A 15,496-nucleotide genomic window follows, 5' to 3' on the forward strand; every position below is an offset into this window, starting at 1 on the left:
AGATGAATATATTGATTGTTGACGATGAGCCACTAGCGCGTGAAAACCTACGTTGTCTGCTGGAAGAGGAAACGGATATTCAAATTATGGGTGAATGTGCCAATGCAGTCGAAGCGATTGGCGCTATTCATCGCCTGAAACCCGATGTTGTTTTCCTCGATATCCAGATGCCCCGTATTACCGGGCTGGAAATGGTCGGTATGCTCGATCCAGAACATCGCCCTTACATTGTTTTTCTGACTGCATTTGATGAATATGCAGTCCAAGCCTTTGAAGAACATGCTTTCGATTATTTATTGAAGCCACTGGAAAAAGAGCGCCTGAGTAAAACGCTGCAACGGCTGCGTTCTGGCTATCAAAAGCAAAATCTGACAGATCTTCAACGTGAAGATGAACAACTGAAATATATTCCCTGCACCGGACATAGCCGAATTTGGCTGATGCCATTGGATGATGTTCTGTATGTCACTTCCCGCCTGAGTGGTGTCTATGTCATGAACGCTAACGGGCAGGAAGGCTTTACCGAGTTGACCCTGCGCGCGTTGGAAATGCGTACATCACTCACCCGTTGTCATCGCCAGTATTTAGTCAATATGACCCAATTACGGGAGATTGTTTTTGGCGAAAATGGACAGGCAGAGCTGGTACTGAGCCGTGACGAGCGTATTCCAGTGAGTCGTCGTTATCTGAAACCGCTTAAAGAAGCATTGGGGTTAAACTGATAGCCGCTCAGAGCATAATTTCTTCACCCTACAGGAAAATAAACAAAGGAAATGCCCTTATAGAAAAGCCCTTTCTCCATTAAGAGAAAGGGCTTTATTTAATTCATTATTGCGATATTTTCAACGCAACGATGAATCAGGCAAGTCAATGAAAGATTAGTGCTTATACATTGCCATTGCTTTGACGGCGACGTGGCGCTTCATCATTGCCGCGACCACGGAAAGAAGCACGCTCACCACCACCGCCACGACGTTCGTTGTTAAAACGACGGCCACCATTATTGCTAAAACCATCGCGGTCACGACGTGATGAACCATTGCCACCATTACCATTACCGCCGTTACCATTACGGCCACCACCACGACGTTCACGGCGTTCAAATGGTTGTGCATCACCCATCAACTGCATATTCATTGGTTTGTTCAGAATACGAGTACGGGTAAAGTGAGAGAGTAACTCCCCTGGCATGCCTTTTGGCAGTTCAATCGTAGAGTGGGTGGCAAACAGTTTGATATTACCGATATAACGGCTGCTGATATCACCTTCGTTTGCAATTGCGCCCACAATATGGCGAACTTCAACACCATCATCACGACCAACTTCAATACGATACAGTTCCATATCACCCACGTCACGACGCTCACGACGAGGACGATCACCTCTGTCACGCTCACCAAAACCGTTGCCATTGCCGTTGCTATTGCTATTGCGACGACGGTCATCACGATCGTTGAATTCACGGCGAGGGCGACGTACTGGATCGGGTGGCAGAATAAGTGAGCGCTCACCTTGTGCCATTTTCAGCAGGGCTGCTGCCAGTGTCTCCATATCCAGATCATCGCCGGTTCCCAGTTTAGACAACAATGCGCGGTATTGATCCAGATCGCTGCTTTCAAGTTGATTTTGAACATTAGCCGCAAATTTTTCCAGACGACGCTGGCTCAGAAGCTCTGCATTTGGCAGTTCAACTTCTGGGATTGTCAGTTTCATGGTGCGTTCAACGTTACGCAGCAAACGGCGTTCGCGGTTTTCAACAAACAACAGGGCACGACCCGCACGGCCAGCACGACCGGTACGACCGATACGGTGTACATAAGATTCTGCGTCCATTGGGATGTCGTAGTTAACCACCAGGCTAATGCGATCAACATCCAGACCACGAGCAGCAACATCAGTCGCAATCAGAATGTCCAAACGGCCATCTTTCAGGCGCTCAAGAGTCTGTTCACGCAGAGCCTGGTTCATGTCACCATTCAATGCTGCCGAGTTGTAGCCGTTACGCTCCAGCGTTTCTGCAACTTCCAGCGTTGCATTCTTGGTGCGTACGAAAATAATCGCAGCATCAAAATCTTCTGCTTCAAGGAAACGCACCAACGCTTCATTTTTGCGCATACCGTAAACAGACCAGTAGCTTTGGCTAATATCAGGACGATTTGTAACACTGCTCTGAATACGAACTTCCTGCGGATCATTCATGAAACGACGGGTAATACGGCGGATCGCTTCTGGCATTGTCGCTGAGAACAGGGCGGTTTGGTGCTCAGCAGGGATCTGGCTCATGATGTTTTCAACATCTTCGATAAAGCCCATACGCAACATTTCGTCAGCTTCATCCAGTACCAAGCCTTTCAGGTTGGATAAATCCAATGTTCCACGTTTCAGATGGTCAAGCAGACGTCCTGGCGTTCCCACCACAACTTGTGGTCCCTGACGCAAGGCACGTAACTGAACGTCATAACGCTGTCCACCGTAAAGCGCAACAACATTCACATTGCGCATATGCTTGGAAAAATCTGAACATGCTTCAGCAACCTGCACCGCCAGTTCACGGGTTGGCGCTAATACAAGGATTTGTGGCGCTTTAAGTTCAGCATCAATGTTATTCAATAAAGGTAAGCTGAAAGCGGCGGTTTTACCACTGCCAGTCTGCGCCATACCCAGCACATCACAGCCGTTCAGCAGGTGAGGAATACATTGTTGTTGAATAGGAGAAGGCTTCTCATAGCCCATATCTTGCAGTGCAGAAAGAATAGGTGCCGATAAACCTAAATCAGCAAAAGAGATTTCAGTCTCAGTGGTCATGTAATGGTGCCTCATTAATCGTGGCGGCCAGTCTACATAACACAGTGAAAAGAATTTCTGTCATTTTCATTTAAAATGTGAACTGGCTCAAATTATGTTATTAAACGAACAAACAAGCCCCCATCTCCAGAGATGTGGACTTTAAAATCTGTCGTGAAAATGTTCGTCAGCTATTGTTGGTTCGATTCCGATAAGTCATCTTGTTTTTGGCCCAATAGCGCCAATTCCAACAATGCGTAGCGGTGCTCAACAAAGTTATGCACATTGTTAGCCACCGTCAGCTTGAATAACGCAACTGCGCTATCCTCATCCCCCAGACTTAGGTAATGTTTACCTAAATAGAAGTCAGTTTCACTGAGATGCTCAGCGAGCGAAGTGTTATCTGTTGAACCCTGTTTTAAGCGTTCCATCAGTATTTTTTCACTGATTTTGCCCAAATAGAATTCAACAATATTCCAGCCCCATTTCCCCCTGTTCGCTTTGTCAAAATGATACGACAAATTAGTCATTGCAGCCTTAGGATTAATTTTATCTTCCACAAGGTACAACCACAACGAACGGAAGGGATCATTTGGATCGTCTTGATAAAACGCCTGCAGATCATCCTGCGCTAATCGATAGCGGCCACCATAATATAGTGCAATGCCGCGATTCATTCGCGCGTAGTTGTAAGTTGGATCAAGCTCTAAAACAGAATCAAACGCTTCATAGGCAGAATCAAAATTGCCTGCCTGCGTAAAATAAATTCCCAGATAATTAAAAATTTCAGGAATATCAGGACGGATTGACAAAGCCACTGAAAAATCATTCTGTGCCAGTGCCCTCAGCCCAAGGCTATCATACAGCACACCTCGTTCATATAAAAGCTGTGCATATTCATCTTCCGTAAGTGACCGACTCGCAAGTATTTGCTCCATGCGAGCCAGAATAACCTCTTGGTGCAATGTCGGTTGTAATGGAATAGCAATAACTTCATTTTTACGCCATCCAGTGCCGCTACATCCCACAAGGAGAAAAATAGCTGCCACATAACACCAGCGCAGAAAAGAATTCATTTCCCACTCCCGAAGCCAGACATCAATCAAAATGCCCTATTACTCCACCCACATTGTATATTTCAGGCTTCCTGCCCAAAACTGACTTCTTCTCATCTTTCAGGCCATTGCCCAGCAACTGCTAACAATAACTCGAAATCTATTGAGATAAACGGCGCCCTTTTTACAGGACGCCGCTCTTTACGTCAAATTTATTCTACTGATGATTCCGGTGATTGCAGTCCTGCATCAGTCGTAATCACGGCTTCTTTCATGCTCAGGCGGATGCGACCTTGACGGTCAATTTCCAGCACCTTCACAGGAACTTCTTGCCCGATTTGCAGATAATCAGTGACTTTCTCTACACGTTTTTCTGCGATCTGAGAAATATGTACCAGCCCTTCTTTACCGCCGCCGATAGCCACAAATGCGCCAAAATCAACAATACGGGTCACTTTGCCAGAATAAATACGACCCACTTCAACTTCAGCCGTGATTTCTTCGATACGTCTGATAGCATGACGTGCTTTATCACTGTCAGTCGCCGCAATCTTCACGGTACCATCGTCTTCAATTTCAATGGTAGTGCCTGTTTCTTCCGTCAATGCGCGGATCACGGAACCACCTTTACCAATCACATCTTTGATCTTGTCTGGATTGATCTTAATGGTATGGATACGTGGTGCGAATTCAGAGATATCATTGCGTGGGCTATGAATTGCCTGCTCCATCACATTCAGGATGTGCAGACGGGCGCCTTTGGCCTGATTCAGTGCAATCTGCATGATTTCACGGGTAATGCCTTCGATTTTGATGTCCATCTGCAATGCGCTGACACCATCACGGCTACCCGCAACTTTAAAGTCCATGTCACCCAGATGATCTTCGTCACCCAGAATGTCAGACAGAACAACAAAGTTATCTCCTTCTTTCACCAGCCCCATTGCGATACCTGCAACGGCTGCCTTAATTGGCACACCCGCATCCATCAATGCCAGTGACGCACCACAGACAGAAGCCATAGAAGAAGAACCGTTGGATTCCGTGATTTCAGATACCACGCGAACGGTATATGGGAATTCGTTAGCGCTTGGCATCACCGCCAATACACCACGTTTCGCCAGACGACCGTGACCAATTTCACGACGTTTTGGTGAACCGACCATACCAGTTTCACCAACAGAGTACGGAGGGAAGTTATAGTGGAACAGGAAGCGATCGGTACGTTCTCCCATCAGCTCATCGATAACTTGGGCATCACGTTCTGTGCCCAGTGTTGCAGTCACCAGTGCCTGAGTTTCGCCACGGGTAAACAGGGATGAACCATGAGTACGTGGCAATACGCCTGTGCGGACGTCCAGAGCACGAACCATGTCTTTTTCACGGCCATCAATACGCGGTTCACCACGCAGAACACGGCTACGAACAACATTTTTTTCCACAGCAGCGAGAACTTCAAGAATTTCTGTTTCTTCCTGTTCAACGCCTTTTTCTGCGAATTCTGCCAAGATAGCCGCGGTGACTTCTTCTTTAATGCTATCAACCTGAGCGTAACGTTCTTGCTTCTCAGTAATGCGATAAGCATCACCCAGACGGCTTTCAGCCAGTGCTGCAACACGATCGTGCAGAGGCTGATTAACCGGCTCAGGTGACCAATCCCATTTCTCTTTACCTGCTTCAGCAACCAGTGCATTGATGTTATCAATCACAATCTGTTGTTGCTCGTGACCAAACACAACCGCACCCAGCATTTGCTCTTCAGTCAACAATTCCGCTTCGGACTCTACCATCAGCACCGCGTTATTTGTACCTGCAACGACCAGATCCAAACGGCTGTGTTTCAGCTCATCACTGGTTGGGTTCAGTACATACTGATCGTTGATATAGCCCACACGCGCAGCACCAATTGGGCCATTGAATGGGATACCAGACAGAGCCAGTGCAGCAGAGGAGCCGATCATGGCAACGATATCAGGGTTAATCTGCGGGTTAACAGAAACAACTGTCGCGATGATTTGAACTTCATTCAGGAAACCTTCTGGAAACAGAGGGCGTAGAGGGCGGTCAATAAGACGGGCAACGAGCGTTTCACCTTCGCCCGGACGGCCTTCGCGACGGAAAAAACTTCCCGGAATACGGCCAGCAGCGTAAGTACGCTCCTGATAGTTAACGGTCAGAGGGAAGAAATCCTGACCTGCTTTGACTTTCTTTTGACCTACAACGGTTACAAATACCGCTGTGTCATCCATATTTACCATAACGGCGGCTGTCGCTTGACGCGCCATCATGCCAGTTTCAATGGTCACGGTGTGTTGACCATACTGAAATTTACGAACAATAGGATTTAGCAAAATAATGTTCCTTTGTTAGTGTTGCCATGTTAAGAAACCAGCAACAATGGATTTTCTCTTCTTGCTACACCCTCACGACTAATGACAGTGCTCATTGCTTTGAGGACTCTCATTAGCCGCGCGAGTCACTGTAGCGGAAGATGTTCAAATTTCAGAGACGGAGCAAAAACAGTAGATTAAATTTTCCGATTCTGTTTCCTGGCAATTCCGTTTCTTAGAAGAAAAGGGGCCAATTAGGCCCCTTTCCACTGAAACTCATCAATTAGCGACGCAGTCCCAGACGCTCAATCAGAGCAACATAGCGTGCCAAATCTTTACGCTTCAAATAGTCCAGTTGCTTACGACGCTGTGCAACCTTTCTTAACAGACCACGACGGCTATGGTGATCTTTTTTGTGCTCTGCAAAGTGACCTTGCAAGTGGTTGATGTCAGCAGTCAGCAGTGCGATCTGAACTTCGCTAGAACCACTGTCGTTAGTGCCACGACCAAATTCAGCAATAATCTGTGCTTTTGCAGCAGTACTTAGAGACATAGTATAACTCCAAATATGTAATTTAAAATGACGAGTGCCGATCTCTAATTCAGCAACTCATATGCAGACGCGGTATTCTACGCTGCAAATAGGTGAAGCGCAAGACAGCATAATCACCGCCATTCTGTGCTCCAACTCAATTTACCTGCTGTAAATTCCTTATCTGTTGCTATCATGATTCAGTTTCAACAACCAGACGGCGTGGAGCCACTAATCCATCATCATCAATCACGGCAATGCCGATGAATTTATTTTCATCTCCTTCAGTCACCCTTACCCATTCATCTGAAGTCAGATTATGTTTACTTCGAACCGGCTGGCCTTGTTTGAAGTAAGACGCAACGACCGATGTTAAGTGAATGACAGGAAAATGAGCCACAGCGGTATCCATTGGTAACAACAATGGATCAAGACATTCCCACGCCTCAATTTCTTGATCTTCAGCCTGTTGTTTTAACTGATATAACTGTTCCAACGTTACCATTCTTTGATTGGGATAATTGGCAACCTGTAAACGACGCAGATAAATAACATGCGCGCCACAACCCAAAAGCTCCCCTAAATCATCAATGATGGTACGTATGTAAGTTCCCTTGGAACAGTGTATTTCCAATTCCAGCTCATTCCCTTCCCAGCGAATGAATTGCAATTCATAAACAGTGATAGGACGCGCTTCTCGCTCAACTTCAATCCCTTGACGGGCATATTCGTATAGCGGTTTTCCCTGATGTTTCAATGCAGAGTACATGGAAGGAACCTGCATGGTATCACCACGGAATTTATCCAATGCAACATTAAGCTGAGAATCGGTGATTTTTACATCGCGTTCACTGATGATTGTCCCATGTGAATCCGACGTATCCGTACGCTGTCCCAAACGGGCAATCACACGATAGCGTTTGTCAGAATCCAGCAAAAATTGGGAAAATTTGGTCGCTTCACCCAGACAAATGGGCAACATACCTGTCGCCAGTGGATCCAGTGCACCAGTATGACCTGCCTTACTGGCGTTGAAAATCCGCCTTACTTTCTGTAACGCATCATTGGAGGAAATATCTTGCGGCTTATCCAGCAACAGTACACCGTGTATAGAACGGCCTCTACGACGGCGCCCCATCATTTTTCCTCATTGTGATCCGTAGATGCGCGACGCTTCTCATCGTCTTTAACGATGTTGCTAACCAAATTCGACATGCGCATTCCTTCCACCAAAGAACTGTCATAAGAGAATGTCAATTCAGGAATGATACGCAGGCGCATCGCTTTACCCAGCAGGGAGCGGATAAAACCAGAAGCTTCGTTCAATGCCTTAATGCCTTCTTTAACCATATCTGTATCATGCCCTTCCACCAGCACATTCAAAAAGGTTACAAATACTTTGGCATAAGCCAGATCGCGGGAAACCTCAACACCAGAGATTGTCGCCATGCCGATACGGGGATCTTTGATTTCACGCTGTAAGATGATGGCAATTTCTTTTTGCATTTCCTGTGCAACGCGCTGAGTACGACTAAATTCTCTTGCCATTGTTATATCTCCTGACATTTTGGGGGGCATAAAGCCCCCAAGAATGGAATGAATCTATTGATAAATAATGGTATTAATCGATGGAGCGTTTAATTTCAATCACTTCAAAGACTTCAATCATGTCACCAACGCGAACATCATTGTAGTTCTTCACACCGATACCGCATTCCATACCATTACGGACTTCATTAACGTCATCCTTAAAGCGACGCAAGGATTCCAATTCACCTTCGTAAATAACAACGTTATCACGCAATACGCGGATCGGGTTATTACGTTTAATGGTTCCTTCTGTCACCATACAACCAGCAATAGCACCAAATTTTGGTGATTTAAACACATCACGAACTTCGGCAAGACCCATGATTTGCTGTTTGTATTCTGGTGCCAGCATACCGCTCATAGCCTGTTTGATCTCATCAATCAGGTTATAGATAACGGAGTAGTAACGCAGATCCAGACTTTCGTTTTCAATGATACGGCGTGCAGAAGCATCAGCACGAACGTTGAAGCCCAGAATAATTGCTTCAGACGCTGCTGCCAGTGTTGCATCAGTTTCAGTGATGCCACCCACACCAGAACCGATGATTTTCACCTTCACTTCATCAGTAGACAGTTTCAGCAGTGAATCACTAATTGCTTCACATGTACCTTGAACGTCTGTTTTCAGAACAATATTCAGTTCAGATACTTTGCCTTCTTCTAAGTTAGCGAAGATGTTTTCCAGCTTAGCTTTATGCTGACGAGCCAATTTCACTTCACGGAATTTACCCTGACGATACAAGGCGACTTCGCGCGCTTTTTTCTCGTCACGAACAACAGTCGCTTCATCACCCGCAGATGGAACATTGGACAGACCCAAAATTTCCACTGGGATAGATGGGCCAGCCGAAGTCACTTCACGGCCAAGTTCGTTACGCATCGCACGGATACGACCATATTCGAAGCCACACAGAACGATATCGCCTTTGTTCAGAGTACCGGACTGAACCAGAATGGTTGCAACTGGACCGCGACCTTTATCCAGGAAGGATTCAATAACCACACCATTTGCCATACCAGTGCGTACCGCTTTCAGCTCAAGGACTTCAGACTGAAGTAAAATGGCTTCCAGCAATTCATCAATACCAATACCAGCTTTGGCAGACACATTGATGAACTGGTTTTCACCACCCCACTCTTCTGGAATGATGCCGTATTGTGACAATTCATTCTTCACGCGATCTGGATCAGCTTCTGGCTTATCGATCTTGTTCACAGCAACAACAACCGGTACGTTGGCCGCTTTAGCGTGCTGGATAGCTTCGATGGTCTGTGGCATCACGCCATCATCCGCTGCTACAACCAGAACAACGATATCTGTTGCTTTCGCACCACGTGCACGCATAGAGGTAAACGCAGCATGTCCTGGGGTATCCAAGAAGGTGATCATGCCTTTTTCAGTTTTCACATGATACGCACCGATATGCTGGGTAATACCGCCTGCCTCTCCAGAAGCCACTTTAGTGGAACGGATATAGTCCAGCAGAGAAGTTTTACCGTGGTCAACGTGACCCATGATGGTGACAACTGGCGCACGAGCCTCTGCCTGCGTTTCACCCGTATCACGATCGCTCATCAGCGCTTCTTCCAGTTCGTTTTCACGACGCAGGATAACTTTATGCCCCATTTCTTCGGCAACCAGTTGTGCTGTTTCTTGGTCGATCACTTGGTTGATGGTTACCATTGCACCCATGTTCATCATGGTCTTAATGACCTGGGCACCTTTGACCGCCATTTTGTTAGCCAATTCAGCAACGGTAATGGTCTCACCAATCACGACATCACGGTTAACCGCAACAACAGGTTTCGTGAAGCTCTGTTGTAAGGTGCTAGGCTTACGTTGCTTACCTTTGGTTCGACCAACGGCACGTGCTTCTTCGCGATCAGCTTTCGATTCAGAATGTTTGTTATTCTTCTTCTGGCGAGCTTTGCCGCCACGGGAGCGAGAACGACGATCACCTTCTACTTTGGCGTCATTTTCATCTTCCGCATCACGAGCATAGCGGGAAGTGGTTACGTGGTAGTCACTACTTTCACTGTTATCAGAGTCATCAGTCCATTTGTCTTGATTCTCTTCTGCCATTCGACGTGCTTCTTCTGCAACACGCTTCGCTTCCGCTTCCACCTTACGGCGCATTTCTTCTTCAGCTTTACGTTTTAAATTTGCAGCTTCGGCTTCACGACGCGCTTTTTCATTTTGCACGGCAGAGTGAGTCTGATCTGATTTTGGTTTGTTTTCGGTATGTTGCTTAATCACTTTTTCTTTTTCCGCCGCCTCACGCGGAGACAGTTTAGCCTCTTCACGTTTGGCTTTTTTTTCTGCTTCACGTCGAGCGCTCTCTTCTGCTTCACGTTTGGCTTTTTCTTCAGCTTCACGTTTAGCTTGCTCTTCCGCGAATTTTTTCGCTTCAGCTTCAAGCCGCGCCTTCTCTTCTGCCTCGCGCCGAGCCTGCTCTTCCGCTTCACGCTGAGCCTGTTCTTCCGCTTTAACCTGTTCAAGGGCATCACGGTTCACATATGTGCGTTTTTTGCGGACTTCAATCGCTACCGATTTACTTTTGCCACCGGTGCCAGGAACGTTCAGTGTACTGCGTGTTTTACGCTGTAGTGTCAATTTACCCGGCTGACCGCCAGAACCGCCTTGTTCACGGTTCAGGTAGGCCAGCAAAGCTTCTTTTTCTTTCTGGGAAACAGAGTCAGTTGCGGTTTTCTGAATGCCAGCATCAGCGAATTGCTGGATTAGACGTTCTTCCGATGTCTGGATCTCTTCTGCCAGTAATTTTACGGTTACCTCTGTCATTCTGTTCCTTCCTGCTACAGTTTATTTATGCATCATCGCCAAACCAACAGATATTTCGGGCTGCCATAATGAGTTCTCCTGCTTTCTCATCATTCAGTCCTTCGATATCAGATAAGTCGTCGATACCCTGCTCGGCAAGATCTTCCAGAGTGCAGATGCCACGGGCAGCCAGGTTAAACGCCAAAGTACGCTCCATGCCAGGCAGATTCAATAAATCTTCGGCAGGTTGCTGATCACCAAAACTCTCTTTCTGAGCCAGTTCCAGCGTCGTCAAGGCCGCTTTAGCGCGTTCACGAAGAACTTCAACGGTTTCTTCATTCAGGCCTTCTACTGCCAGAAGTTCATTGATTGGCACATAAGCCAATTCTTCCAGTGTAGAGAAGCCTTCCTCGACCAATACGGTGGCGAAATCTTCATCAATGTCGAGATGCTTAGTAAATGTATCAATAGAAGCATGTGCTTCTGCCTGATGTTTTGCTTGTAGCTCTTCCGCAGTCATGACATTCAGTTCCCACTTGTCATCACCACGATGCTTTTTCAACAGTTGTGCCGCCAGACGAACGTTTTGACCGTTACGTCCAATCGCCTGAGCAAGATTACTGTTTTCTACGGCAACATCCATAGTACAGTTGTCTTCATCAACCACAATAGATGCAACATCCGCCGGAGCCATTGCATTAATGACAAACTGCGCAGGGTTATCGTCCCACAGCACGATGTCAATTCTTTCACCGCCCAGCTCACTGGAAACGGCTTGTACCCTTGCACCGCGCATACCGACACAAGCGCCAACAGGATCAATGCGCTTGTCGTTGGTTTTCACTGCGATCTTTGCACGAGAACCTGGATCACGGGCAGCCGCTTTGATCTCTATGATCTCTTCACCAATCTCAGGCACTTCGATGCGGAATAACTCAACCAACATCTCTGGACGAGAGCGGGTAATGAAAAGCTGTGCACCACGTGCTTCAGGGCGAACATCATACAGGACACCGCGCACGCGGTCACCTGGACGGAAGTTTTCCCGTGGCAACATATCTTCACGCAAAATGACCGCTTCAGCATTACTACCTAAATCCAAGGTAATATTTTCACGGTTCACTTTTTTGACCTGACCGGTCACTATCTCACCTTGTTGTTCACGGAATTGATCAACAACCATTGCACGCTCAGCTTCACGTACTTTCTGTACGATAACCTGTTTTGCTGTCTGAGTCGTAATGCGGTCAAAGGTCACTGATTCAATTTGATCTTCAATATAACCACCCAGTTCAATCTCTGGGTTGTCAAATTCGGCAGCTTCCCGTGTGATTTCGCGCGTTGGCTGAGTCACTTCGTCAACAACTAACCAACGACGGAAGGTATCAAAATCACCTGACTTACGATCGATACAAACGCGGACGTCGATTTCCTGCTCATACTTTTTCTTGGTGGCTGTCGCCAGTGCAATCTCTAATGCTTCGAAGATTTTTTCGCGAGGGAGTGATTTTTCATTAGAAACCGCTTCCACAACAGCCAGAATTTCTTTATTCATCCTAGTTGCCTCATCCGAACTTTAAAAGTGGGGTACCAGGTTCGCTTTCTGGATGTTGCTCAGTGCGAACACTTCGTCTTTTCCATCCACCGTAACCGTAATCATTTCACCATCAACTGCCTTGATGATACCTTGCCATTTGCGACGGTTCTGCATTGCCATGCGTAAAACCAAGCTGACTTCTTCACCGATAAAACGCTGGTAATGTTCAGCCTTAAACAGTGGACGCTCAAGCCCTGGTGAAGATATTTCCAGGTTATAAAGCCCTGGAATCGGATCTTCAACATCAAGCACTGCACTGACCTGGTGGCTAACATCAGCACAATTATCAACAGTGATACCCTCCTCACTATCAATATAGACTCGCAACGTCGATACACGAGCGCGAATAAACTCCAGTCCAACTAATTCAAAACCTAAAGCTTCAACTGGTGCTGAAATTATCTCTGTTAATTTTTGCTCTAATGTGGACAAGCCCACCCCCAAGACATAAAAAAAGGGCTATATTAGCCCAGTAGTTCTGCTGTCAAATAACAAAAAACCCCGATACTCGGGGCTTTATGCAACTGGACCCTGTTTACTGCCAGTGGTCTCAACCAACCTCTTTCTATACCTTTCAGAGCAAACTGTCAAACTTAAGATAGACATCTCAATGGCTGCTGGGTTATTACTGTTGAAAAGGTACAGGTTGTTAAGAAGTGGTTGCGGGAGCCGGATTTGAACCGACGACCTTCGGGTTATGAGCCCGACGAGCTACCATGCTGCTCCATCCCGCGTTCGAAAACGTGGCAAATCTTACGCTGATAATACTAAAAACGCAAGTTTCTAGATTAATGGTGCCGAGGACGGGACTTGAACCCGTACGCCCGTTGTTTAGGCACTACCACCTCAAGGTAGCGTGTATACCAATTTCACCACCTCGGCACTGATTTTTATAGGACTGTTATTCTAAATAGTTATCTAAACTAATCGTTAAAACCAACAATCCTATTTCAATTCTTTTACTGAATGTTACTGTGGGATATCACTATTTGGTTTTGCTGGCGTTGCCGGAACTTCTGCCTGTTTTTCAACTTTTACAGGTTCGACAAGGTTATCCCATTTACTGCTGGAACCCGTCTTATTGCTGGTCATGTTACCAAGAATCAGACTGATAACAATGAACAACGTGGCAAAAATAGCCGTCATGCGGGTCATAAAATTACCGGAACCCGATGAACCGAACAGTGTATTAGATGCACCCGCACCGAAAGAAGCACCCATATCAGCACCTTTACCTTGCTGTAGCAGAACCAGAGCGATTAGCCCGATACCAACCAGCAAGAATATACCTAAAAGAGCTTCATACATATGTTGTACCCGTTTCCTCGTGGTGTTTACCACAATTTCATAGCGACGTTATGTTGCATCACCCGCTCACAAAATTAGAAAAATTAACTTATTGAGCGGGTGTGAATACTAACCAAAGCGTATCAGACACGCAAGATTAATTTTAAATCCTGACGCTGATCGGGTAAAAAATCAACAAATCAGCCGATTTTTTTCACAGCATCAGCAATACGATGCGCTAATGCCGTGACTTGCTCTTCATCTTCGCCTTCCACCATGACTCGAATCAATGGTTCTGTACCTGATTTACGCAGCAGAACACGACCACGACCATTCAATTCAGTCTCAACTGATTTTACGGTTTCAAGTACGGATTCTGATTGCAGGGGATCGTCATTACCAGCAAAGCGAACGTTAACCAAAATTTGAGGTAAAAGTTTCATGCCACTACACAGATCATGCAGGCTCATATTATTGCGTACCATGGCACTTAAAACTTGTAATCCAGCAACAATTCCGTCTCCTGTTGTAGTTTTGTCCAACAAAATTACATGACCTGAATTTTCAGCGCCCAGACGCCAGCCTTTTTCCTGCAATTTTTCCAAAACATAGCGGTCGCCAACTTTCGCACGCTCAAATGGAATACCAAGCTGTTTCAGTGCCAACTCCAACCCCATATTACTCATCAGCGTACCCACGGCTCCACCACGTAGCTGGCCTTGTCTTAATGCTTCACGCGCAATGATATAAAGGATCTGATCGCCATCAACTTTTTGCCCCAGATGATCAACCATAATGATACGGTCACCGTCACCATCAAATGCCAGACCAACGTGTGCTTGTTCTTCCAGTACGCGCTGTTGCAATAGACGAACATCTGTTGCACCACATTCTTCATTGATATTGATACCATTAGGCTCGCAGCCAATGGCAATGACTTCCGCTCCCAACTCTCTGAGCACATTCGGAGCGATATGGTAGGTTGCACCATTGGCACAATCTAAAACCACTTTCAATCCATTTAAATTTTGCTCACTGGGGAATGTCCCTTTACAAAATTCAATATAACGCCCCGCTGCATCAACTATCCGATTTGCCCGCCCCAACTCAGCAGATTCCACGCAAGTCAGAGGTTTTTCCATTTCTGCCTCAATCGCTTCTTCAACATCATCCGGTAATTTAGTTCCATCAATGGAGAAAAATTTAATGCCGTTATCATAATAAGGATTGTGGGAAGCAGAAATGACAATGCCGGCTTCTGCACGAAAAGTACGTGTCAAATACGCCACGGCAGGTGTTGGCATCGGGCCAGTAAAGGATGCCGACAGTCCCGCAGCAGCCAATCCTGCTTCCAACGCAGATTCCAACATATAACCTGAGATTCGGGTATCTTTACCAATAATAATTTTGCGAGAACCATGACGCGCCAGCACTTTTCCCGCAGCCCAACCAAGTTTCAGTACAAAGTCAGGAGTAATTGGGGTATTTCCCACTCTGCCACGGATACCGTCAGTGCCAAAATATTTACGGTTACTCATACAT

The 15,496-nt window shown here is 46.3% G+C and carries 12 protein-coding genes and 2 tRNA genes; 1 reads left to right on the forward strand and 13 read right to left on the reverse strand.

Going from position 1 to position 15,496, the window contains the following annotated elements:
* Positions 1–2: 2 nt before the first annotated feature.
* Positions 3–722 (forward strand): two-component system response regulator BtsR, encoded by a 720-nt coding sequence (btsR, locus tag Xish_RS06525; RefSeq protein ID WP_099117203.1) that lies wholly within the window; start codon positions 3–5, stop codon positions 720–722.
* Between the two features lie 163 nt (positions 723–885).
* Here btsR and Xish_RS06530 read toward each other — a convergent pair whose 3' ends face one another.
* The 13 genes from Xish_RS06530 to glmM all read right to left on the reverse strand — a co-directional run bounded on the left by Xish_RS06530 (position 886) and on the right by glmM (position 15,492).
* On the reverse strand, positions 886–2,805 hold the full coding sequence (locus Xish_RS06530; protein WP_099117204.1) for a DEAD/DEAH family ATP-dependent RNA helicase: 1,920 nt from the start codon (positions 2,803–2,805) through the stop codon (positions 886–888).
* A 170-nt stretch (positions 2,806–2,975) separates the two neighbouring features.
* Entirely contained in the window at positions 2,976–3,860 is an 885-nt protein-coding gene (gene nlpI, locus Xish_RS06535; RefSeq protein ID WP_099117205.1) for a lipoprotein NlpI, read from the reverse strand.
* Positions 3,861–4,051: 191 nt separating this feature from the next.
* Complete coding sequence (gene pnp, locus Xish_RS06540; RefSeq protein ID WP_099117206.1) at positions 4,052–6,190, reverse strand: polyribonucleotide nucleotidyltransferase; 2,139 nt, start codon at positions 6,188–6,190, stop codon at positions 4,052–4,054.
* Positions 6,191–6,452: 262 nt separating this feature from the next.
* Positions 6,453–6,722, reverse strand: a complete 270-nt coding sequence (gene rpsO, locus Xish_RS06545) for a 30S ribosomal protein S15 (RefSeq protein WP_099117207.1) — start codon at positions 6,720–6,722, stop codon at positions 6,453–6,455.
* Between the two features lie 172 nt (positions 6,723–6,894).
* A complete protein-coding gene (truB, locus tag Xish_RS06550; RefSeq protein ID WP_099117208.1) occupies positions 6,895–7,839 on the reverse strand; it encodes a tRNA pseudouridine(55) synthase TruB in 945 nt (314 codons plus the stop codon).
* Positions 7,839–8,249: a 30S ribosome-binding factor RbfA gene (gene rbfA, locus Xish_RS06555; RefSeq protein ID WP_099117209.1), complete on the reverse strand. Its 411-nt coding sequence runs from the start codon at positions 8,247–8,249 to the stop codon at positions 7,839–7,841. The genes truB and rbfA overlap by 1 nt, the downstream gene beginning before the upstream one ends.
* Positions 8,250–8,322: 73 nt before the next feature.
* A complete protein-coding gene (gene infB / locus Xish_RS06560) occupies positions 8,323–11,091 on the reverse strand; it encodes a translation initiation factor IF-2 (protein WP_099117210.1) in 2,769 nt (922 codons plus the stop codon).
* A 25-nt stretch (positions 11,092–11,116) separates the two neighbouring features.
* Positions 11,117–12,625 carry a transcription termination factor NusA gene (gene nusA / locus Xish_RS06565; protein WP_099117211.1) on the reverse strand — a complete coding sequence of 503 codons (1,509 nt, stop codon included), beginning with the start codon at positions 12,623–12,625 and terminating at the stop codon, positions 11,117–11,119.
* Between the two features lie 21 nt (positions 12,626–12,646).
* Positions 12,647–13,099, reverse strand: a complete 453-nt coding sequence (gene rimP / locus Xish_RS06570) for a ribosome maturation factor RimP (protein ID WP_139292463.1) — start codon at positions 13,097–13,099, stop codon at positions 12,647–12,649.
* Positions 13,100–13,324: 225 nt separating this feature from the next.
* Positions 13,325–13,401: transfer RNA gene (locus Xish_RS06575), tRNA-Met, on the reverse strand.
* A 58-nt stretch (positions 13,402–13,459) separates the two neighbouring features.
* Positions 13,460–13,549 (reverse strand) — tRNA-Leu (locus tag Xish_RS06580).
* Between the two features lie 87 nt (positions 13,550–13,636).
* A complete protein-coding gene (gene secG, locus Xish_RS06585; protein ID WP_099117212.1) occupies positions 13,637–13,975 on the reverse strand; it encodes a preprotein translocase subunit SecG in 339 nt (112 codons plus the stop codon).
* 179 nt (positions 13,976–14,154) lie between these two features.
* The gene (gene glmM, locus Xish_RS06590) at positions 14,155–15,492 is read right to left on the reverse strand and encodes a phosphoglucosamine mutase (protein ID WP_099117213.1); all 1,338 of its coding nucleotides are present in this window, start codon (positions 15,490–15,492) and stop codon (positions 14,155–14,157) included.
* Positions 15,493–15,496: the final 4 nt, after the last annotated feature.

It is taken from the genome of Xenorhabdus ishibashii, assembly GCF_002632755.1.
In the GTDB taxonomy this organism is placed as follows: domain Bacteria; phylum Pseudomonadota; class Gammaproteobacteria; order Enterobacterales; family Enterobacteriaceae; genus Xenorhabdus; species Xenorhabdus ishibashii.

What these genes read in the sequence shown, in the direction of transcription:
- glmM (WP_099117213.1), bottom strand. Translation starts at nt 15,492, where the DNA reads ATGAGTAACCGTAAATATTTTGGCACTGACGGTATCCGTGGCAGAGTG.
- rpsO (WP_099117207.1), bottom strand. Translation starts at nt 6,722, where the DNA reads ATGTCTCTAAGTACTGCTGCAAAAGCACAGATTATTGCTGAATTTGGT.
- Xish_RS06530 (WP_099117204.1), bottom strand. Translation starts at nt 2,805, where the DNA reads ATGACCACTGAGACTGAAATCTCTTTTGCTGATTTAGGTTTATCGGCA.
- secG (WP_099117212.1), bottom strand. Translation starts at nt 13,975, where the DNA reads ATGTATGAAGCTCTTTTAGGTATATTCTTGCTGGTTGGTATCGGGCTA.
- btsR (WP_099117203.1), top strand. Translation starts at nt 3, where the DNA reads ATGAATATATTGATTGTTGACGATGAGCCACTAGCGCGTGAAAACCTA.
- infB (WP_099117210.1), bottom strand. Translation starts at nt 11,091, where the DNA reads ATGACAGAGGTAACCGTAAAATTACTGGCAGAAGAGATCCAGACATCG.
- nlpI (WP_099117205.1), bottom strand. Translation starts at nt 3,860, where the DNA reads ATGAATTCTTTTCTGCGCTGGTGTTATGTGGCAGCTATTTTTCTCCTT.
- nusA (WP_099117211.1), bottom strand. Translation starts at nt 12,625, where the DNA reads ATGAATAAAGAAATTCTGGCTGTTGTGGAAGCGGTTTCTAATGAAAAA.
- rbfA (WP_099117209.1), bottom strand. Translation starts at nt 8,249, where the DNA reads ATGGCAAGAGAATTTAGTCGTACTCAGCGCGTTGCACAGGAAATGCAA.
- truB (WP_099117208.1), bottom strand. Translation starts at nt 7,839, where the DNA reads ATGGGGCGCCGTCGTAGAGGCCGTTCTATACACGGTGTACTGTTGCTG.